Origin of the sequence: Gilvibacter sp. (genome assembly GCF_965601605.1) — a bacterium.
In the GTDB taxonomy this organism is placed as follows: domain Bacteria; phylum Bacteroidota; class Bacteroidia; order Flavobacteriales; family Flavobacteriaceae; genus Gilvibacter.
The window spans coordinates 1-19,244 of record NZ_CBFCWJ010000025.1 but is presented as its reverse complement, the minus strand read 5'-3'; the positions used below and the strand labels follow the sequence as shown (position 1 = coordinate 19,244).

General features: G+C 43.8%; 21 protein-coding genes. 9 read left to right on the top strand and 12 right to left on the bottom strand.

Annotated features, from left to right (window positions below):
- Nucleotides 1-123 precede the first annotated feature (123 nt).
- From ACSLP7_RS06615 to ACSLP7_RS06580, 8 genes are all read right to left on the bottom strand, one after another.
- Nucleotides 124-498, bottom strand: a complete 375-nt coding sequence (locus ACSLP7_RS06615; RefSeq protein ID WP_435578574.1) for a DoxX family membrane protein — start codon at nt 496-498, stop codon at nt 124-126.
- A 111-nt stretch (nt 499-609) separates the two neighbouring features.
- Nucleotides 610-2,241 carry an FG-GAP-like repeat-containing protein gene (locus tag ACSLP7_RS06610; protein ID WP_435578573.1) on the bottom strand — a complete coding sequence of 544 codons (1,632 nt, stop codon included), beginning with the start codon at nt 2,239-2,241 and terminating at the stop codon, nt 610-612.
- Nucleotides 2,242-2,271: 30 nt separating this feature from the next.
- On the bottom strand, nt 2,272-3,645 hold the full coding sequence (locus ACSLP7_RS06605; protein ID WP_435578572.1) for an Ig-like domain-containing protein: 1,374 nt from the start codon (nt 3,643-3,645) through the stop codon (nt 2,272-2,274).
- A gap of 134 nt (nt 3,646-3,779) precedes the next feature.
- Nucleotides 3,780-4,178, bottom strand: a complete 399-nt coding sequence (locus ACSLP7_RS06600) for a DoxX family membrane protein (RefSeq protein ID WP_435578571.1) — start codon at nt 4,176-4,178, stop codon at nt 3,780-3,782.
- A gap of 53 nt (nt 4,179-4,231) precedes the next feature.
- A complete protein-coding gene (locus tag ACSLP7_RS06595; protein ID WP_435578570.1) occupies nt 4,232-5,224 on the bottom strand; it encodes an aspartate-semialdehyde dehydrogenase in 993 nt (330 codons plus the stop codon).
- 115 nt (nt 5,225-5,339) lie between these two features.
- Nucleotides 5,340-5,747 carry a large conductance mechanosensitive channel protein MscL gene (gene mscL, locus ACSLP7_RS06590; protein WP_435578569.1) on the bottom strand — a complete coding sequence of 136 codons (408 nt, stop codon included), beginning with the start codon at nt 5,745-5,747 and terminating at the stop codon, nt 5,340-5,342.
- 86 nt (nt 5,748-5,833) lie between these two features.
- Entirely contained in the window at nt 5,834-6,940 is a 1,107-nt protein-coding gene (gene alr, locus ACSLP7_RS06585) for an alanine racemase (RefSeq protein WP_435578568.1), read from the bottom strand.
- The gene (locus tag ACSLP7_RS06580) at nt 6,937-7,578 is read right to left on the bottom strand and encodes a thymidine kinase (protein ID WP_272830948.1); all 642 of its coding nucleotides are present in this window, start codon (nt 7,576-7,578) and stop codon (nt 6,937-6,939) included. The genes alr and ACSLP7_RS06580 overlap by 4 nt, the downstream gene beginning before the upstream one ends.
- Before the next feature lie 195 nt (nt 7,579-7,773).
- On the opposite strand from ACSLP7_RS06580, the gene ACSLP7_RS06575 reads away from it, so the two are divergent.
- Genes ACSLP7_RS06575 through rsmI form a run of 3 tightly spaced genes read left to right on the top strand, consistent with a single transcriptional unit; the run spans nt 7,774 to nt 9,573 of the window.
- On the top strand, nt 7,774-8,547 hold the full coding sequence (locus ACSLP7_RS06575) for a hypothetical protein (protein WP_435578567.1): 774 nt from the start codon (nt 7,774-7,776) through the stop codon (nt 8,545-8,547).
- Between the two features lie 4 nt (nt 8,548-8,551).
- Nucleotides 8,552-8,902: a DoxX family protein gene (locus ACSLP7_RS06570; RefSeq protein ID WP_291182615.1), complete on the top strand. Its 351-nt coding sequence runs from the start codon at nt 8,552-8,554 to the stop codon at nt 8,900-8,902.
- A complete protein-coding gene (rsmI, locus tag ACSLP7_RS06565; protein WP_435578566.1) occupies nt 8,899-9,573 on the top strand; it encodes a 16S rRNA (cytidine(1402)-2'-O)-methyltransferase in 675 nt (224 codons plus the stop codon). The genes ACSLP7_RS06570 and rsmI overlap by 4 nt, the downstream gene beginning before the upstream one ends.
- On the opposite strand, the gene ACSLP7_RS06560 is transcribed toward rsmI, so the two are convergent.
- Complete coding sequence (locus tag ACSLP7_RS06560) at nt 9,570-10,160, bottom strand: carboxymuconolactone decarboxylase family protein (protein ID WP_435578565.1); 591 nt, start codon at nt 10,158-10,160, stop codon at nt 9,570-9,572. The two genes, rsmI and ACSLP7_RS06560, sit on opposite strands and share 4 nt — an antisense overlap.
- Nucleotides 10,161-10,287: 127 nt before the next feature.
- Here ACSLP7_RS06560 and recJ point away from each other — a divergent pair, with 127 nt between their 5' ends.
- From recJ to ACSLP7_RS06545, 3 genes are all read left to right on the top strand, one after another.
- Nucleotides 10,288-11,985 carry a single-stranded-DNA-specific exonuclease RecJ gene (gene recJ, locus ACSLP7_RS06555; RefSeq protein ID WP_435578564.1) on the top strand — a complete coding sequence of 566 codons (1,698 nt, stop codon included), beginning with the start codon at nt 10,288-10,290 and terminating at the stop codon, nt 11,983-11,985.
- Nucleotides 11,986-12,064: 79 nt separating this feature from the next.
- A complete protein-coding gene (locus tag ACSLP7_RS06550) occupies nt 12,065-12,331 on the top strand; it encodes a hypothetical protein (RefSeq protein ID WP_435578563.1) in 267 nt (88 codons plus the stop codon).
- Between the two features lie 17 nt (nt 12,332-12,348).
- Complete coding sequence (locus tag ACSLP7_RS06545; protein WP_435578562.1) at nt 12,349-12,723, top strand: peptidoglycan-binding domain-containing protein; 375 nt, start codon at nt 12,349-12,351, stop codon at nt 12,721-12,723.
- Here ACSLP7_RS06545 and ACSLP7_RS06540 read toward each other — a convergent pair.
- Both ACSLP7_RS06540 and ACSLP7_RS06535 read right to left on the bottom strand, forming a co-directional pair.
- Complete coding sequence (locus ACSLP7_RS06540) at nt 12,720-13,484, bottom strand: UDP-2,3-diacylglucosamine diphosphatase (protein WP_435578561.1); 765 nt, start codon at nt 13,482-13,484, stop codon at nt 12,720-12,722. The two genes, ACSLP7_RS06545 and ACSLP7_RS06540, sit on opposite strands and share 4 nt — an antisense overlap.
- A 24-nt stretch (nt 13,485-13,508) precedes the next feature.
- Nucleotides 13,509-13,958: a 6-pyruvoyl trahydropterin synthase family protein gene (locus ACSLP7_RS06535; RefSeq protein ID WP_291182627.1), complete on the bottom strand. Its 450-nt coding sequence runs from the start codon at nt 13,956-13,958 to the stop codon at nt 13,509-13,511.
- A 173-nt stretch (nt 13,959-14,131) separates the two neighbouring features.
- On the opposite strand from ACSLP7_RS06535, the gene ACSLP7_RS06530 reads away from it, so the two are divergent.
- From ACSLP7_RS06530 to ACSLP7_RS06520, 3 genes are all read left to right on the top strand, one after another.
- Nucleotides 14,132-16,003 (top strand): histidine kinase, encoded by a 1,872-nt coding sequence (locus tag ACSLP7_RS06530; RefSeq protein WP_435578560.1) that lies wholly within the window; start codon nt 14,132-14,134, stop codon nt 16,001-16,003.
- Nucleotides 16,003-16,749, top strand: a complete 747-nt coding sequence (locus ACSLP7_RS06525) for a LytR/AlgR family response regulator transcription factor (RefSeq protein WP_435578559.1) — start codon at nt 16,003-16,005, stop codon at nt 16,747-16,749. Before ACSLP7_RS06530 ends, ACSLP7_RS06525 begins: the two co-directional genes overlap by 1 nt.
- A gap of 111 nt (nt 16,750-16,860) precedes the next feature.
- Nucleotides 16,861-18,342, top strand: coding sequence for a hypothetical protein (locus ACSLP7_RS06520; protein ID WP_435578558.1), 1,482 nt, complete (start codon nt 16,861-16,863; stop codon nt 18,340-18,342).
- Nucleotides 18,343-18,381: 39 nt separating this feature from the next.
- On the opposite strand, the gene ACSLP7_RS06515 is transcribed toward ACSLP7_RS06520, so the two are convergent.
- On the bottom strand, nt 18,382-19,244 hold an 863-nt coding region (locus ACSLP7_RS06515), incomplete at its 5' end, for an MATE family efflux transporter (RefSeq protein ID WP_435578557.1).

Sequence of the window (19,244 nt, the reverse complement as noted above, 5' to 3'; positions counted from 1 at the left end):
TTAGTTTTACGGGCCCAATATGCAGCCTAATCTCAGCTGAATTTTAAGGCAGCTAAAGGTAAGAAAAAGTAGCGTTGCTGCGTTGCTGCAATAATCAGTTTAACAGCAACTTAAGAGCTTATGCTAATTGAATAGCGGGGTATAAGCTTTCCAGTATTTATAAATCAGGACCACATTGAGTCCAGCTACAACTAAGGCGATACCAATGTCTGGCAAGTCCAAAAAGATGTGAAACAATACAATGTTTAAGGAAATTGGCGCTAGCAAGATCAGCGCAAAAGGAACCCATTTATTCAATAAAAGCATCAAGCCAACCAGAATCTCTAAGGCCCCAACAATATAGAGCACGTAGCCTGTGGCATCTAGTGAGGTCATAAATTCTGCGGCGCGAGGTGGGAATTCTGGTGGGGTTAAAAACTCAAAGAATTTGTTGGCTCCAAAGACCAATAGGGCAAGGCCTAAAAGCCACTTTAAAATTTTAGAAAAGGTGGAATTCATAGGGATGTGGTTAGTTAGTGAGCTGCACCTGAGCGCATTACTAAAGATAGTAAAAATAAAAAACCCTGTGATCTGGTGACCACAGGGCTCGTTTAGAGAAGTGAGATCCTCTTATTTTTTCAAGAACTGTTTGTTGATCACAGCTCCGTTAGTTTCAATCTTTAAAACATATGCACCAGTAGCTAGCGCTGCAACATTGATGGTTTTGTTACCAACGGTTCCAGACTGTACTAAAGCTCCGTTTAAATTGTAGATGTTGTACTGAGCATCGTTAAGCGGCGTTCTGTAATCCAATTGCAACAACTCTGTAGCAGGATTAGGGAAAACAGTTAAAGCAACTTCGTTTGTTTGCTCCTCAACGCTCAACGGTTGACCTTCATAAATAGTCAATACCTGATCTACAGCAACGTCTTCAAAAGTGTCAACAGTGCCGGATGGCCATTTAACAACTAAAGTGTTGATGTTTGTCGCAGTTCCCAATCCGAAGTGTGTATTGAGCGTACTCAAGAAACGGAATCCTTCTCCGTTACGCACGTCGCGGATCTGCGTTCCAGCATCCGTAGTCAACTCAATACGAGCTCCAATACCATTAACGTTACTCGGGTCACCCACCGTGTTGATGGTCAACCAGTGGTTGGCGTTCCCATCATTGTAACGGATGAAGCCTGAGTTGAAAGCGTCTACAAAACCGTCGTTGTTCAAATCTCCAAAAGCTCCGTTGCTTCCACTGATCGCTCCAAAGGAAATCGTAGTAAAGGTTAGATCTCCGTTACCGTAAAGGATGTTTCCGTTAGAGGCGATATCCAAGAAACCGTCGTTGTTGAAATCGTGTGTAGCGTTCTCAATTCCAGTAGCGGTTACAGCCAATACTCCGGATGCAGTCGTTACGTCCGTAAAAGTATATCCTGATCCAGGACCGTTATTACGCATCAACTTGTGCGCTCCAGAACTTGCTCCAACAAAGACGTCCATATCTCCGTCATTGTCAAAATCTCCCCAAGCAGAAGACCATGTTTGCATAGGGTCTGCTAAGCCAATGGAAACTCCGTTTTCTGTAAAAGTGCCATCTCCGTTATTTCTGTGCATTTGGTTGGTTCTACGAGCAACTTCTCCACCACACTTAGCGATAAACATGTCTAAAAGACCGTCGTTGTCATAATCGATCCAAACCGATCCGTAGTTACCCCCAGAAGGGTAATCCCCCAAACCACCTTGGTTAAAGGTCAAAGCTCCAGTTCCGTCGTTGATGTAGTATACGTTAGGAGCAACATCGTGACATACAAAAGCATCCATGTTTCCATCATTGTCGATGTCTACGAAGTTGGAACGCTGAGAGAATACGAATTCAGGCCCAGAGACTTCAACGAAACCGCTTCCTGTTCCATCAGAGCGCATGAATGTAACTCCACTTCCCCCTCCGTAAAGCAGGTCGGTGTAACCATCGCGGTTGTAATCGGCGGCAGCTAAACTCCAAGAAGGCGTATAGTTTGCAGAAGTTGTAGAAATATTACGGGTTACAAAAGTTCCGTCGGGTTGTTGTTCTAAGATGTTCACATTGGTAGAGCTGATCGATACGATATCGTCCAGAAAATCTCCGTTCATATCCACAACAGCTCGGTTAGAACCAGAGGTAGATACAGAAGAAAAACTGAAGCTAACCGGATCCACACTACCGGCAGAATCCTGAGCAAAAACAGCACCCACCGTGGTCAAGGCAAGGATGCTTAGCATAATTTTTTTCATGTCATTTTTTAGTTAAGTGTTTAACGTCGTTTAGTCGCAAGTTCCAGTTAGTGAATTGATCCAGGCTTCCACCATGGCAACCGCTTGGTCATCGCGTATAGTTCTGCCCAATAGAGGCATGCGGTATTCTTCTGCTTCTGAGTTCACTCTAAAGTACAAGACAGAAGTGTCAATATCGCCAGGGACTACGATCTGAGTGTTGGGAGGTATCGGAGTTTCCGGATCCACACAAACGCCCAAATTCACGTTGTCCGCAGTTTCATTAAAGGCAAAGCGCACCGGACGATAGTCACAATGACGATCGTCTGAGTGGCAATGCGCACAATTTACATCTACATAAGAGCGCATTCGCAGGCTGATGGGCTGCGAGGTGTCTCTCCAGTCAATTACTGTTTGAATATCGGCAGGAAGGTTATCTGCCAGATAGCCCATGGCTACCATTTTTTGCAGCTGATTACTCACACCGTCACTGTAGGCGTAATCACTGTTGATGTGTTGTGGTTTGAGTCCGATAGGGATCGGGTCCAATTGTGTTTTGTGGCAGGTGAAGCATTCCGCTTCCGATGGGATACGATAATTAATAGTGCGTTCCACGCCTTCTTGCAGCCAAGTGACCTCTGTGAAATCTCCGTCGAGATTCAAGCTGGCCTCTGTTTGCTCGTCGTTCCAGATGTATTCTGCGAACTCCCAGCCTGAAGCTTTACGGTAGATTAGACGCGTTTCAATGATTCTTGTATTTCCAGCAGGCATCACATTATCGTAGTAGAACGTCTTAATCAAAATCGTTCCAACAGGCATGTCCAAGAGTTCGTAAGACTCTGTAAAATTGGCTTGTGCTCCATCAGGCATCCAAATGAAACGCTTTTTAAGGGCGTAATCTGTAAATAAGGTGCTGATGGGTTTGTACGGAAGTACTCCATAAACCGGAAGTTGATCTGCCATAGCGCCATCAAAGAAATTGTAGTCTGACAGATTCTCGTATGGAAATTGCTCCAGATTAAAATTCACAGGACTAACAGGCGTAATATTGATTCTCAAGGTTGCCCCAACGCAATTGTCGGTTCCACCCTCACAAATATTGTAAGTGAAAGTCACCTCTCCAACGGTAAATCCGTCCGCAGTGTACTCAATAAGATCATCGCTTGGATCGTCGGGAGTGTTGTTAGGATCCAGGACATTTAAACTGCCAGAAGTTGCCGCAGAAACACTTAGGGAACCTGTTTGAGGTACATTTTCATCGTTGGCAAATACATTTATAGAAATGGTTGCATTTTGTGCAACAACGGCCGTATCATCTACTGCAACGTAGGTCAAGGGCGTGTAGCCGTTATCATCAGAATTACATGCTACCAAAGCCAAAAAGGCAAGGCAGAGTACTCCTATCCTTTGAAGAAGGTTGATCATAGTTGGCACATTAGTGTATCTATTAAACAAGAAAGGGACAAAAAACCCTACTTCCCAAGCATTTAACAAAAGTATTGCAAAAAAAACAACCATCCGCGAGGATGGTTGTTAATCTATCATTTCTGATATGGCTATTAAGAGAACATGGGTTTGTATGCGTCCCAATGTTTGTACATCAAATATCCGTTAAGCAATGCCACCAAGATGGCAGGGCCAATATTTGGTAAATTCAAAAAGGCGTGGAACAAGACAATATTGATTGAAATAGGAACTAGCATTACTAAGGCTAGTGGCACCCATTTTCTAATGACCAACAGCAATCCAACGACTACCTCAGTAAGGCCAACAAGCCCCATTAAGTAACCTTTGCCAACATCTGTGGCGTCAGAGTAACGTAAAGCGGTAAATAGATATTCAGCTTGTGGGTAACCAGAAAAGTCAAAGTCTTGAAGAAACCAGAAGAATTTGTTGAATCCAAAGAGCAACAACATCAGTCCTAGTCCAACGCGTATAATAAGATTTAAATATTTCATTTTAACTGTTTTGGGTTGATTATGAGGTCTTAGACGAAGCCTCCCCAAACAGCTTACAAAAGATTTTCCCGATCCAAATGCTGAGCAATCTGAACTGCATTAGTCGCAGCACCTTTTCTCAGGTTATCGCTAACGATCCAAAGGTTCAAACTGTTTGGTTGACTCAAGTCTCGTCTAATACGCCCTACAAATACATCGTCTTTGTGATGCGCGTAGATGGGCATAGGATACGTATTGGTGTCGGGATTGTCCTGTACCACCACGCCTTGAGTTCCTGCAAGCAAATTGCGAACCTCATTGAGCTCAAAATCGTTTTCAAATTCAATGTTCACAGATTCAGAGTGGCCTCCTTCAGTTGGAATACGCACCGCTGTAGCCGTTAAGGCAATACTTCTGTCGTCTAGGATCTTTTGAGTCTCGCGGACTAGTTTAAATTCTTCCTTGGTATATCCGTTGGATTCAAATACGTCACAATGCGGCAGCGCATTGCGGTAAATTGGATAGGGATAGGCCATTTCCCCTTTAACACCACTTACCTCGTTGTTCATTTGCTGCACGGCTTTGCTACCCGTACCAGAAACAGACTGATAGGTAGAGATCACAATACGTTTGATTTTGTACTTGTCGTGCAAAGGTTTAAGCACCATTACTAGTTGAATGGTAGAACAATTTGGGTTGGCAATGATTTTGTCTGATGCAGTCAGGTTAAAGGCATTGATCTCTGGAACCACCAGATTGATATCCTGTTCCATGCGCCATGCAGAGGAATTGTCTACTACGGTACAACCAGCTTCAGCGAATTTTGGCGCCCATGCTTTGGAAGTGTCTCCTCCAGCGGAGAAAAGTGCCAACTGCGGTTTCATTTCAAGTGCAGTTTCCATACTCACCACCTTAAACTCTTTGCCCTTATAGGCTACAGGTTTTCCAACCGATCGCGCTGAGGCAACTGGGATGAGTTCTTCAATAGGAAAATTGCGTTCTTCTAATACGCGGAGCATGACTTGGCCAACCATTCCGGTGGCACCAACAACTGCTACTTTATACATGATTTAAAATTTAAAATGCAAAAGTACAGCAAGCCGATAAAATGAAATCAAAAAAGAAGCATAAAAAAGCCGCCTTGGGGGAAGGCGGCTTAAAGCTATCTAATCTTAAAAGAGATTATTTTTTAAGTAGGTCTCTGATCTCTGCAAGTAAATCTTCTTGCGTTGGTCCTGCCGGAGCTTCTGGAGCCGGCTCTTCTTTCTTCTTGGTTTTGTTGTACGCCTTAACAATCATAAAGAGTACAAAACCTACGGTGATCAAGTTGATGATCGCGTTAACCCATTTTCCGTACAAAATGGCATTCTCTGGTTTAGTAACAGTTCCGTCTGCAGCAACAACAGCTTCATCGAGAACAACTTTCATATCAGCGAAGTCCAAACCGCCGGCAAAGTGTCCTACTATTGGCATCATGATGTCGCCAACAAAACCGCTAACTACAAGACCAATAGCACCAGCCAGGATTACCGCTACTGCTAGATCAATGACGTTACCCGTCATGATAAAATCTCTAAATTCTTTTAACATGGAATATTGATGTATTAGTTAATTGACTACAAAGTACTAAAAACTAAGGCGGAATGTTAAAAGCTGCAGCTAAGTTTTTAACACACTTATCGAAGAACGACACGTTTTATTCGACCACCAACAGCAGTCAATAATTCATAGGAAATCGTGTTGGCTTTTTTAGCCAAATCTTCTGCGGATTGAGTCGAACCAAATACCTCTACTTCATCACCTTCTTGGCAATCAATTTGGCTCACATCCACCATGATCATATCCATACAAACATTGCCGACAATAGGCGCTTGTTTGCCGTTGATGATTACTACCCCAACACCTTTTCCAAGAGCTCTTGGCAAGCCATCAGCATGTCCAATGGGAAGTGTTGCCATTTTCATAGGCGATGTAACTACATAACCACGGTTGTAGCCAATACTATCTCCAGGCTGCAAGCTATGGATTTGGCTGATTACCGTTTTTAGTCGCATAACAGCCTTGAGTTCTCGATCTAATTCTGGAGCATTCGCATATCCGTAAAGGCCTATTCCCGTGCGAACCAGATCATAATGCGCCTGCGGATAATTGAGAATCCCAGAAGTATTGGTGGCATGCGCGAAGAACTTTTGATCTCCTAGTGCCCGTAATTTTGGAAGAACTTCGTCAAAGGCGGCAAGTTGACTCAAAGTGAAGTCGCGTTCTGCGGCATCTTCACTGGCGGCTAAATGAGTAAAAGCAGATCGTAAGGATAAAGACTCGCTCTTATTAACGAGTTCTGCGGCAGTTATTGCTTGCTGCGGAGCAAATCCGAGCCTGTTAAGTCCGGTATTTACTTTAAGGTGAACAGGATAGGCCACTAATTTCTGCTCGCTGGCAAACGTGCTAAAGGCTTCCAATAGTCGCTCCGAATAAATACTAGGCTCCAAGCACTTTGCGACCATTAACTCAAAATTGACCGGTTGCGGATGCAAAACCAGAATGGGCAAAGTCACTCCAGCGTCTCTTAGGAACAATCCTTCATTCACATAAGCTACGGCCAAATAATCAACGCCCAGTTCTTGCAATTCCAGGGCCACTGTAGTAGCGTCTCCGCCATAGCCGTTGGCTTTGACCACCGCGAGCATTTTGCAATCGGGTTTGAGTTTTGATCTTAAGAATTGGTAATTATGATGCAGGGCACCCAGGTCCAGTTCCAATACGGTTTCTGAAACTGAACTCATGCTTTTTTCTGTTTAGGCGAGATTTGCTCGGGATCTTTAACTTCCATCTTGGAGAGCTTTTCACGCAGGTTTGCCTTGTAAAAGGCGGCACGACTCAAGGGTTCGTATTCGTCAGTTTCTCCCAGAAGAACCAAATTATCATTGGCGGATTTACGATAAGAATACTGCGCCAGATTTCCCGTACGGGTACACACAGCATGTACTTTGGTGACGTATTCTGCAGTGGCCATCAGTGCAGGCATGGGTCCAAATGGGTTGCCTTTGTAATCCATATCCAATCCAGCCACGATCACGCGAATACCTCGATTGGCCAAGTCATTACAGACCTTGACGATCTCATCATCAAAAAACTGTGCCTCATCAATTCCAACCACATCACAATTGTCTGCAAGGATTGGAATATTCGCCGCAGCAGGAACCGGAGTTGAGAGAATTTCATTGCTGTCGTGAGAAACTACCATTTCCTCATCATATCGACGATCAACGGCTGGTTTGAAGATCTCCACGCGCTGTTTTGCAAATTGAGCGCGCTTGAGTCTGCGGATCAGTTCCTCTGTTTTACCAGAGAACATAGAGCCACAGATGACTTCTATCCATCCAAACTGTTCTTGTTGATTTACGGTGTTTTCGAGAAACATTTTGTAATTTACTACACGAAAAAAGACATATTTCCGTTAGGATTAACGGGTGGCGTAAAGGTAACAAAACGTCCAAATAAAAAGGAGCTAATTTGATAAGTTATGGGTTGAACATTACATTTTTAGATCGTAATCAGACTAACAAGAGCGATCGTGTGATTTATTCAATTCCAAAACTTCAGTAAAGTGAGAAAAATGAACAAGACTATCCATGCCGAATTGCGCGAGTTGGCACAGGAAATACTAGACGGACCCAAGGTGCTTAGTGCCGCTGACCTCAAGGGCAAAGCCCAAAGACTGTATGAAAAACTCATCATTTTGAGTCATTTGGAGGCTCAAGTTGGAGTAGATCCATTGACAACTCCAGTTCCTGATAGTGAATCTTTGGATTCCAAGAGTTACAGAGAGCAAAATTGGTTCACAGAACCTAAACCAGTTGAAAAACCAGCTCACGATGATGAACTCGTAGAGCCACTCATTGAAAAGATCAAAGACATCGTGGCTCAAATGCCAGAGGAATCACAAAAAGTCGATGCGCTTTTAGAAGATATTCTACCTAAGCCCAAATACATTAAAAATGATTTGGAAGACCTTGCTGCAGATTATAAGCACACGCCTGTGTTTGAGCGCAAACAAGAGGCTCCACCTACCGCGATAGAGACTCCAGAGCCTCCAGCGCAAGAAGTTGCAGAGACCAATAACAACGCTGTTGACAAGCCGCGTTCTTTAAATGATGCGTCAGCTGCAGGGGCTCAAATAGGACTCAATGACCGCATTGCTTTTATAAAACATCTTTTTGATAATAAACCAGAGGATTACGCACGGGTTATGTCTCAATTGGACACTTGCGATTCTTTTGAGCAAGCTCAAGACTTTATCCAATTACAAGTAAAACCAGAATACAATTACTGGTTGGATAAACAAGAGGTTGCAGAGCGTTTTATGGGTATCATTGAGCGCCGATTCTAAGCCGATGAATCCCGGAAAACTCATTTATTGGTCCAGCACAGTGGCCATTTGTTTGATCATGTGCTATTCTGCAGGCATGTATTTTTCCAATACAGAAATGGTTGAAGGCTTCTTTAGACGCTTCAATTACCCAGACTATTTGGTTATTCCTTTGGCCGTTGCCAAGATACTGGCAGTGATCATGATCTTATGGCGTAAGATACCTTGGGTTACTGAATGGGCTTATGCTGGTCTTTTCTTTGATCTGATCCTTGCCTTCTTTGCCCACGAACGTTTGGGAGATTCGGTTACCTTTGTACTGTTGGCAGCTATTGCTTTACTGACTTCGTACTTTTTTGGTAAATACTATCGATGAACGCTTCGCTTTATTTAGTTCCCACACCTATTGGTAATCTAAAAGACATCACCTTGCGCGCTTTAGAAGTGCTTCAAGAGGCTGGCTTGATCTTGGCGGAAGATACGCGTACCAGCGGGAAATTGCTCAAGCATTATGAGATTGCCACGCCTATGCGCTCCTATCATATGCACAATGAGCACAAGGCTACGGCTGCTATTGTTGCTCAAATGCAGGCTGGGCAGACTGTAGCTATGATCTCAGATGCGGGAACTCCGGGAATTAGTGATCCTGGGTTTTTGTTGGTTCGAGAAGCCTTGGCTGCGGGTTTACAGGTGGAATGCCTTCCTGGTGCAACTGCTTTGATTCCAGCATTAGCTGCTAGTGGACTGCCTTGCGAACGTTTTGTTTTCGAGGGATTTTTACCCGTTAAAAAAGGACGTACCACGCGTTTGGAAAGTCTCAAAGAAGAATCCAGAACCATGGTATTTTATGAATCTCCGCACAAACTATTGAAGACTCTTACTCAGTTTGAGGAGCTGTTTGGTGGAGACCGAAAAGCCGCCGCTGCGCGTGAATTGACCAAACTCCATGAAGAGATCGTCCGCGGCAGTTTAAGCGAAATAAAAAGGCACTTTGAAACCAAAGCGCCTAAAGGTGAATTTGTATTGGTAGTAGCCGGAGCTTCTTAAAGGTGCTTGCCTTTATTCCAACCGTGTTTTCCTAAATACTGATTACCGCTTTCTACGGCGCCCTCCTCAATAGAAGTTCCCATAGAGTCGTTCCAACGGTTCAAGTATCCAAACAAAGAGATCACTCCTAACATTTCTACGATCTCGCCTTCATCCCAATGCTGGTAAAGACGCTCTTTGATCTCTTCGTCTACTTGATTAGGAACCAAGGAAGCCGCAAGTGAAAAGTCAAGGGCAGCGCGTTCTGCTTCACTAAAAGCAGGGTGGGTTCGGTATTCCCAAATATTGTCCAATTGCTCTTGTTCTGCTCCGTATCGTTCTGCAGCGCGAATGGCATGCGCTTGGCAATAACGACATCCCGTACTGTTGCTGCTTACCCAAGCGATCATTCTCTTCAGGGCAGAAGTCACTCGCCCTTCATTGGCCATAACCGCTTTGTTGAGGTTGATAAACGCTTTGCTAATGGCAGGTCTGCGCTGCATGGTCAGCACACTATTTGGGCAAAAGCCAAGGGTCTCGTTGAAAAATTTGGCCAGTTCGGCAGTTTCCGGATCGTGGTCCGGAGAAAGTGGAGTCACTAAAGGCATGGGTTCAATTTTTTATGTTGTGAATTTACGAATTTAAGGCGTTGAAAAGCGGGAAACCTTACATAAAAAACCGCAATTTGGCTACCTTTACTCCTGTAGTCAGATCTTCCTTAATCAATCGTATCCCATGCAATGGAATCTTAAAGAAATACCTCCACAACAAAGCGTTGAGCAACTTAAGGATGCCTTAGGTATTCCTGAGGTTGTCGCGACACTTTTGGTCCAGCGCGGGATCACTACTTTTGATGCTGCTAAGGATTTTTACAGACCCTCTTTAGACGCCTTGCACGATCCTATGTCCATGCGGGATATGAACAAGGCGGTAGCTCGTATTGAAGCCGCAATTGCCAATGAGGAATTGATCATGGTTTATGGCGATTACGATGTTGACGGCACCTGTAGCGTAGCTTTAATGGCTTCCTTTTTGCTGAGCTATTACGACAGAGTTTCCACCTATATTCCAGACCGTTATGCAGAAGGTTATGGCGTGTCCTTGCAAGGCATTGATTTTGCCAGTGATAATGGAGTTGGACTTATCATTGCGCTAGATTGTGGAGTAAAAGCTATTGATCAAGTAGCCTATGCCAAAGAAAAGGGTGTGGATTTTATCATTTGCGATCACCACTTACCTGGCGATCAACTTCCTGATGCCGTTGCAGTATTGGATCCCAAGCGATCGGATTGTGATTATCCGTATAAGGAACTCTGCGGATGCGGGGTAGGTTTTAAGTTGATACAAGCATTAGCGGCTCAACGTAATTTAGGGATTGACTCCCTTTTGCCCTATTTGGATTTAGTTGCCACAGCCATCGCCGCAGATATTGTACCCATGACAGGAGAGAATCGGGTGCTGGCTGCGCACGGTTTGCAAGTAGTCAATCAAGCCCCTCGGGCTGGAATAAAGGCGCTTTTGGCACAGCGGGATAAAACCACTTTTGACATTAGTGATCTGGTTTTTGTGGTTGCCCCAAGGATCAATGCAGCGGGAAGAATGAAGCATGGAGACTATGCAGTAGCCTTGCTTATGGCAGAATCCGTGGATTCCTGCTTGGAATTTGCCCAAGAGATCGAAGCTTTCAATACTTCAAGACGCTCCACGGATGAACAGATCACAGCAGAAGCCCTGGCCAAGATTCTGGATCAAAAAGAAGAAGATCGCGCCACTACAGTGGTCTATGAGCCGCATTGGCACAAAGGGGTGATCGGGATCGTAGCTTCTCGACTTATAGAAAACTACTACCGCCCCACCTTGGTCATTACCAAATCTGGGGAACAGCTTGCGGGTTCTGCCCGCTCCGTAAGCGGCTTTGATGTGTACCAAGCTTTGGACGCTTGCAAAGAACACATGATTCAATTTGGAGGACATAAATACGCTGCTGGTTTTACTTTAGAGGAGGCCCAATATCCTGTATTTAAAGAGGCCTTTGAAAAGGTGGTTGCCCAAACGTTGGACGAATCTTTAAAGACCCCTCAACTCAGTGTTGACTTGGAGTTGAAGCTAGAAGACATCACCCCAAAGTTTTACCGTTTGATCAAACAGTTTGCTCCTTTTGGTCCCGGGAACAGAACTCCAGTTTTTGTTAGCCGTGATTTAAAAGATTCGGGTTGGGCCAAACAGGTCGGCTCAGATCAGTCTCATTTAAAGTTCAAGGCTACTGATGGTCAAAATAGCTTTGACGGTATTGGATTTGGCTTAGGAAAAAGACTCGATTTGATTCAAGACAAACAGTCCTTTGACTTGGTTTATGCAATAGATGAGAATCATTGGAACGGTAAAGTGAGCCTACAGCTTCGCGCAAAGGACCTTAAAAGTTCCAATTTATAAGGCGGTCTGCTAGAATTGTGTACTTTTATTCTTGGATGCGATACTCGGTATCGTTGCAACTAACGCAATTTTTAGTGGGATGAAACAGATCATCATTTTTTTGTTGCTCATTATAGTGGGAATTATGGGCTACAATGCTTACAGTAAATACAAGAGGTTCAACCCGCCCGGGTCTGAATATCAAGCCAATAAACCCATCGATCTCAATTACTTTGATCCTAACGTGGTGGAGGATTATCATCATGCTGTGGCTCGACTAAACGGTTATGCGGCACAAATGTGGAGCTTTCACGGTATCGATGTAAGAGCTCCAAAAAAGATAATGCGGCGACTAAAGAGGCTTTAGTCAAATATCAGGAGCTTATGGCCTCGGTAAAAGCCTTGGAAGCTAAGCTGGAAGAATCTGCTTCCCTTAAAGAACAAGGTCTCACAAATATGCAGATAAAGTCACTTGGTCAGAACGAGCCCAAGTCCACTGAAGATCAAAAAACTAAAAATCAGATGCTTTTAGATTGGTTGAGTCAAAGCCCGAATGACTTTGATTTTGGTATGGGTGAACAGGGTCCATTGGTATATGAGCTGCAGGGTATTTTGATCAAAATGGGCTATGAGATGGAGCACGATGGCATTTTTAGAGTTGCAACATCGAGTGCTGTAGAAGCCTATGAAACCAAAAATGGATTTTATGCCGATGGGCGTATGGATCCGATCACCGCTTACGCATTGTTGGCCAACTAAGAACCAGCCTCAAAAGTCTTTAAGGAAAAAGAGTCGCCATCAAATTCACCATAAGTGTAGTGACTGATCCAGTCTCCCAGATTGATATACTTTGATTGATCGCCTACCTGAATTTCCATAGGTAGGTGCCTGTGACCAAAAATCAGGTAATCGTAATGTTTGGTTTCCAGTTTGCGCTTGCAGTATTGCACCAGCCATTCTCCGTCTTCTCCCAGAAACTTTTTGTCTTCATCTCCAGAAATAAGTTTGTTTTTCACAGATAAATACTGAGCAATCCGCATGCCAATGTCGGGATGCAGCCATCTAAACAACCAGTTGAAAAACGGATTGGTGAATACTTTCTTCATGCGTTTGTAGCCCTTGTCACCAGGGCCTTTTCCGTCTCCATGGCCTAGGAGAAATTGCTTGCCATTGAATTCAAATTCCTGAATGTCTCTGTAGGTTGGAATGCTTAGTTCGTCCTCAAAATAGGATTTCATCCAAAGGTCGTGATTGCCCACAAAGAAGTAGATTGGAATACCGCTGTCGCGAATTTCTGCCAACTTGCCCAGAACGCGTACAAAGCCTTTTGGAACAACAGTTTTATATTCGAACCAGAAATCAAAGAGATCGCCAAGCAGAAAGATGGCAGCAGCGTCTTGTTTTACCTCGTCCAACCAACGGACAAATTTCTTCTCCCGTGGCAGACTTTGATCAGGTGTTGGAGCACCTAAATGATTGTCACTGGCGAAGTAGATTTTCTTTCCTGCAGGAATTTGCATGGGTTAAAGATAGTAAATGCGCCTCTAGTTCTCAGAAGCAAACCATTCCGCGAAGCTGGTCGCAGTCTCTTGAAGTTTTAAAGAGTGTAGTTTGATGCCTTCTGGGAGACGATTGGATATTTTCGCTGCGAAATCAACAATCATCATTTCTGTGGTAGGCTGATAGTCTACCAAGATGATGTTGTGTCCTCGGGATTTGAGGTCATTGGCCAACTCAAGATGCGGCGTATTTTTATTAAATACCATGGAGTGATCAAAAACGGAAACGATCTCATCATTGACAATTCTTTTAAGATCGCCAAAGTCAATGACCATTCCGTGTTTAGGATGACTTGCGTCGGTATTAGGCTGTCCAATAACCGTTACAAACAGGTGATAACTATGTCCGTGCAAATTGCGGCATTTACCGTCATATCCATGGAGGGCATGACCGGCTTCAAAAGAGAACTTTTTTGTAATTCTAATATTACTCATATATCATATGCACTAAGCAATGGCAAAAGTAGTAAAGAACAGTGAAATATTCTTTTTAGAAGCTGAGAAAGACATTTCAGCAGAAAGACTTGGTGAATTTCTGAAGAAATAAAGATATTGAGGCTTCAAAATACAATCCGATCAAAATTCCTCCTCACATTAGACTCTTTGCCTTGCTGTTATGGCTTCCGTTGCAGGCCATCTCTAGCGATCTAAATTATTGGGACAAGGCCCCCGAACAAGTCGAAAGTTATACCGAGCAAGACACTGTGCGACTCAAGCTCATTTACAGCATGATTCAGTATAACAATATGCGCAACATCCAAGCCAATGCAGCACTTTTGGAAGAAGCTGAGCAGATCACTGAGCAAATAGCACTCCCTGAATATCGGATCAAACTATTGATCAATCAAGGGGAGCAATTGACCTTAGCAGGGGATTATAAAAACGCGATGATCAAGCTTTTGGAGGCTTTAGAAATGCTGGAAGATCATCCAAACACAGAAGATTTTGTCCATTTGCAGATAGCTCGAACCGAGGTTTTAAGAGAACAAAAGATCTATGAAAAGGCTCTTGAGCAAATGGAGCGTGCCTTAGCGGTTTTAGACCCAGAGCGTCATCCCTTTTTAATGGGATGGGCGAATATGCAATTCGCAAATATTTACACCAACCTTTATGAAGATCCTCGATACATAAAGGCCGAGCAGCACCTGAATGAGGCAGAAAAGTTCTTTTCCATTGCAAAGTCGCAAACAGGATTAGGACTGGTAGCCGTCAAGCGCGCGCGCTATTTCAAAAACACGCTTTTTTCTAAATCCAATGCTGCCAAGGATCGCGAAGGGGTTTACAATATTGTTTTGAATCTGTCGGATGAAGCCATGAATTATTATGAGCCACTATCTCAGAGTGCCAATATCGCTTACGCAGAATACACTAAAGCCACCGCAGCATCCATAATGGGACTTCATGAGAGTTCAATCCCATTTTACAAAGCTGCCTTAAAGAGCTATCAAAAATCTGAGAATCTATTTTTTCTCATGAAGATCCATCAACATCTTTTTGTGGCCTATTCTATTCTGGGCAATCAGCAACAGGCCATGACGGAGAATCGGGAGTTTGTGAAGATTAAAGACAGTATTTTTGGAATGGAGAAGCGACAACTTATCGCCGAGGCGGAAACCAAGTTTGAGACTGAGCGCATCCAATCAGCCAAAGAAAAGGCAGAGATAGAGAGTCAACGCAATCGCTACTATCTAATTGGTTTGGGTATCATGTCTTTGCTTTTATTGAGCTCTGGGATCTTTTATATTGGGCGCAGTCGGGCTCAAAAAAAGGCAGAACTTATCGCTCTGGAACTCGGGGAGACGCAAAAGCGCTTGGCTCTAGAAAAACAGTATCGAGACTCTGAGCTAAAGGCTTTGAAAGCACAGATGAATCCGCATTTTATCTTTAACGCGCTCAATTCTATTCAAGAATACATCATTCTCAATGAGAAGGAGTTGGCTGGAGATTATCTGGGCAAGTTTGCCGATTTGATGCGCAAGTATCTCAACTACAGCGACGCGGGCTTTATCAGTTTACAAGAAGAAGTGGATACTTTAGCGATGTATTTGGAATTGGAAGCCATTCGTTTTGAGGATTCGTTGAGCTACAATATTGAAATAGACCCGGAGCTTCCGGATGAATTTGTAAAGATCCCAACTATGCTCATCCAGCCCTATGTCGAGAATGCCATTAAGCACGGTTTGTTGCACAAAAAGCAAGACCGTCAGCTCAAGGTTGACTTTGCCATGGAAGATGCGAAAACCGTGCGATGTATCATTGAAGACAATGGCGTGGGAAGAGCTCGGGTAAAAGAAATCCAACAGCAAACCCAGAACAAGCGAAAAGGCTTTGCCACCAAGGCAACGCAGTCTCGATTGGAACTGCTCAATTATCAAAAATCTCAAAAGATCGGAGTGGAGACCATTGACCTTTTTGATAAAGATGGACTCGCGTGCGGAACACGAGTTGTATTGTCCATTCCCATTAAAAAAGAACTGTGATGAAGTGTATCATCATTGATGACGAACCAAAAGCGCGACGCCTGTTGCGAATTCTTGTTGAAGAGAATTGCCCCAAGATTACTGCGATTTTGGAGGCAGGAGACTTGTTGTCTGGTGTTGAGATAATCAAAGAACAGGAGCCCAGTATTGTCTTTCTGGATATTGAAATGCCCGAACATTCCGGTTTGGAGATCCTGGAATTCATAGAGAAAGATGTGGTCAATTTTGAGATCATTTTCACCACAGCTTACAGCGAATACGCTATTGAAGCCTTCCAATTGGCCGCTGTAGATTATTTACTCAAACCCGTAAGGCCTGCTCAGGTTAGACAAGCGGTTGACAAAGCCGTGAATCTTTTGGGTAAATCTCAGATCAATGAGAAGTTGGAGTCTTTGAGAAGCAGTTTACTTAAAGGAGAGTTCAATAAGATCGCTTTGCCGGTGAGTGATGGGGTTCAATTTGTGCCTATTGATGAGATCATCCTTTTAAAGGCTGAAGGCATGTATACCACGTTCTACACTCAAGCCGGTGAGTTAGTGGTGAGCAAACCGCTCAAGAACTTTGTGCCAACCCTGCAGGAGAAAAGCAATTTCTACCGTCCGCATCGTTCGTATTTGATCAATCTTAAGTACATCAAACAGTACGTGAAAAGTGATGGCGGCTACATTGTTATGGACAATGATCAACAGGTTTCTATAAGCAGGGATAAGCGAGATGAATTCTTTGCCTTTATCAGTAATCTGTAGGTTTCTTTAGGCTGATGAGATTCAGCAATTCAAATTGACGTTTCAGCAATTCGCAACTGCTTAAAGGGTTGATAAGGGCTAGCTTAGCTTCCATAATTAAACCGTCACACGATGAAACTAATCAAAAACTTAATGCTTCTTTTTGCCATCAGCTTTTTTGTGGTAGGATGTGAGCAAGAACTATTACAAGAAGAAGTATCTTCTGAAGAAACCGCTACAACAGTACGCGGAAAAGCCGCTGATGCCTTTATTCGTAATGGAAGACTCAAGCAACGCCCCCGCGTAGGCTATAAAGTTGTAACCGTTGTTGCAGACATCAATGATCTTGTACAGCGCATTGATGGAGAGGTATTTAGCACCAATGAATTTATCCCAACAATTGACATTTATTCTGCAGAGGCGACTGCCTTTGATGGAGAAGACAAAAAGTTTGTCTTCAATGGTCTAGACTTTGAAAATGGCAGCCCAAACGGCTGGCCAATCAAGCAAAAGATCAGCTTTTATGATATAGAAGATCAACAAGTTGGCACTCCACAAGACCTTTGGTTGACTCCTCAAGATGAGGATGGCGTAGACATCAACTCAATGCGTGTTAAACAAGCGGGGCCTTTGGGTAAGATCACTCTAAAAACGACTGTTTGTGCCGCCGACAGCACGGATGCGGCGACCACGCGTTTTTATTTTGTTCCGGTGAATGATGACGGAACTCTTTCCAAAGAGACCTCAGAGGAGCCGCTAGATGGTGCGACATATCTAAAACGTCGTCGAAGAAGAGGAACCTGTAAGTTAGAAGACTATGAAATAGCGGATATTTCCTACAGAAGGTCAATAAGTTCTATGATCAACCCTAACGGCCAAATTGGAGTAGTTCTGGAAATTAGAAACGAGCTTGGACAAATCATGGATGACGACCTTTTTGTGGTCAATATTGAAAATACAGCTCCAGAAGGTATTCAAGTCAAAAACACCAAGCACAGAATTCGCACTAACGGCAATAGCGTGATTCGTGTGAAGCTAGAAGGTACTGACGTGGAACAAGCCAGCTATGTAGAATGGCCAGAACTAGATGGTGGAGGTCGTGTGCGACTGGATGAAAATGGCGAATTGGATTTTGAATTCGTATCTGATCCTCAACCCATAGAGAATGTGAGTATTGGTGATTTTTACCAAGTTCCACTTAGCGTTTTCAATGAAGGCGGAGAGGTTATCGCAATTCTAGAAGCAGAATTCAACGTAACCGGGCCGACACCAACTGACCCAGTGACTTTTGGAAGTCTTAGTATTCGAAGCATGGCTGGAGGCGATGCCTATGAAATGAGTATTACTGCGCTAACCGTTGGAGACGCTGATGCGAACCCAATTGAGCGTATGACAGTGACCTTTGAAGAACCTTTTGAAGGGCCGACCCCTCTAGAAACAGAGGTAGAATTGTCTTTTATGGGGATAGATGGCGATTTACCCACCTACGGTCGTGGCGACATACTTTTTGAAGCTGCCCCGGTAGGATTTCCTTATCCGGTTAAGATCCTTGCCTTTGATGTGGAAGGCAATGTACTTGCGGAAACAACACAGGAAGTTGTGATAGAAGAGTAGCTCTTCAATGTTATAAGCCTCGGTCTTTGGATCGGGGCTTTATTTTTTGGCCAAAACGTAGTACTTATTCTTGTACTTGACAATCAAGGCCAAGGCGCGATAAAGGATCCAAACCAGTAGTGCGTACCAGATTCCATCCATCTGCAGATCAAAATACTTACTGATAAATAGTGTTGGAATAAAGCCCAAAATGGTGGAGCCGAGCAATACGTTGCGCAAGTATTTCATCTCTCCTAGTCCTTTAAATACGGCGTCCAAGGTAAAGGCCATGGCGCTAATCGGCATCGACACTAAAACATACCAAAAGATATCGTTGTATACCGCCAATACTTCGGGTTCTTTGTTGAATAATATGCCCAATGGCGTGTAGAAAATGAGTCCAACCGTGATGAGAATTGCACTGACCACCAAATTGTAACCGCAGACCTTTTTGGTAAGTGACCAAAGACCTTTATAGTCGTGTCCTCCCAGCAATCGTCCTCCGAGTATATTCCCAGCTGCACCGTATCCGTCTAAGAAAAAGGCCGCGAAAAGCCAGAGGTTAATGGCAATGGTATAGCCAGCAATTTCATTATCTCCTAAAGAGGTTGCCTCTCTAACGGCCAAGATCAAAGCCGCGTTCAGCGCTAAAGAGCGCACCACCAAATTCAGCCACATATTGACTAGGCGTTTAACTTCTGGGTGAAGCGTCTTTTTAAAGCGAAGCGAAACCTTAGTTTTGGTTTTGAGCAGCACGGTGACCAAAATGGCCATAACCGCCTGAGCAATTAAACTGGCCCAAGCAGCGCCTTTAATGTTCATAGGTTCAATAAATCCTTCCACACCATAGACCAAGGCAAAATCTAAAATGATGTTTACTACTACTCCTGTTGTGGCCACAATCATGGGCCAAAAGGTGTTTT

Excerpts from the sequence above, each read along its gene's own strand:
- ACSLP7_RS06615 (WP_435578574.1), bottom strand. The coding sequence starts at position 498 with ATGAATTCCACCTTTTCTAAAATTTTAAAGTGGCTTTTAGGCCTTGCC.
- ACSLP7_RS06610 (WP_435578573.1), bottom strand. The coding sequence starts at position 2,241 with ATGAAAAAAATTATGCTAAGCATCCTTGCCTTGACCACGGTGGGTGCT.
- ACSLP7_RS06605 (WP_435578572.1), bottom strand. The coding sequence starts at position 3,645 with ATGATCAACCTTCTTCAAAGGATAGGAGTACTCTGCCTTGCCTTTTTG.
- ACSLP7_RS06600 (WP_435578571.1), bottom strand. The coding sequence starts at position 4,178 with ATGAAATATTTAAATCTTATTATACGCGTTGGACTAGGACTGATGTTG.
- ACSLP7_RS06595 (WP_435578570.1), bottom strand. The coding sequence starts at position 5,224 with ATGTATAAAGTAGCAGTTGTTGGTGCCACCGGAATGGTTGGCCAAGTC.
- mscL (WP_435578569.1), bottom strand. The coding sequence starts at position 5,747 with ATGTTAAAAGAATTTAGAGATTTTATCATGACGGGTAACGTCATTGAT.
- alr (WP_435578568.1), bottom strand. The coding sequence starts at position 6,940 with ATGAGTTCAGTTTCAGAAACCGTATTGGAACTGGACCTGGGTGCCCTG.
- ACSLP7_RS06580 (WP_272830948.1), bottom strand. The coding sequence starts at position 7,578 with ATGTTTCTCGAAAACACCGTAAATCAACAAGAACAGTTTGGATGGATA.
- ACSLP7_RS06575 (WP_435578567.1), top strand. The coding sequence starts at position 7,774 with ATGAACAAGACTATCCATGCCGAATTGCGCGAGTTGGCACAGGAAATA.
- ACSLP7_RS06570 (WP_291182615.1), top strand. The coding sequence starts at position 8,552 with ATGAATCCCGGAAAACTCATTTATTGGTCCAGCACAGTGGCCATTTGT.
- rsmI (WP_435578566.1), top strand. The coding sequence starts at position 8,899 with ATGAACGCTTCGCTTTATTTAGTTCCCACACCTATTGGTAATCTAAAA.
- ACSLP7_RS06560 (WP_435578565.1), bottom strand. The coding sequence starts at position 10,160 with ATGCCTTTAGTGACTCCACTTTCTCCGGACCACGATCCGGAAACTGCC.
- recJ (WP_435578564.1), top strand. The coding sequence starts at position 10,288 with ATGCAATGGAATCTTAAAGAAATACCTCCACAACAAAGCGTTGAGCAA.
- ACSLP7_RS06550 (WP_435578563.1), top strand. The coding sequence starts at position 12,065 with ATGAAACAGATCATCATTTTTTTGTTGCTCATTATAGTGGGAATTATG.
- ACSLP7_RS06545 (WP_435578562.1), top strand. The coding sequence starts at position 12,349 with ATGGCCTCGGTAAAAGCCTTGGAAGCTAAGCTGGAAGAATCTGCTTCC.
- ACSLP7_RS06540 (WP_435578561.1), bottom strand. The coding sequence starts at position 13,484 with ATGCAAATTCCTGCAGGAAAGAAAATCTACTTCGCCAGTGACAATCAT.
- ACSLP7_RS06535 (WP_291182627.1), bottom strand. The coding sequence starts at position 13,958 with ATGAGTAATATTAGAATTACAAAAAAGTTCTCTTTTGAAGCCGGTCAT.
- ACSLP7_RS06525 (WP_435578559.1), top strand. The coding sequence starts at position 16,003 with ATGAAGTGTATCATCATTGATGACGAACCAAAAGCGCGACGCCTGTTG.
- ACSLP7_RS06520 (WP_435578558.1), top strand. The coding sequence starts at position 16,861 with ATGAAACTAATCAAAAACTTAATGCTTCTTTTTGCCATCAGCTTTTTT.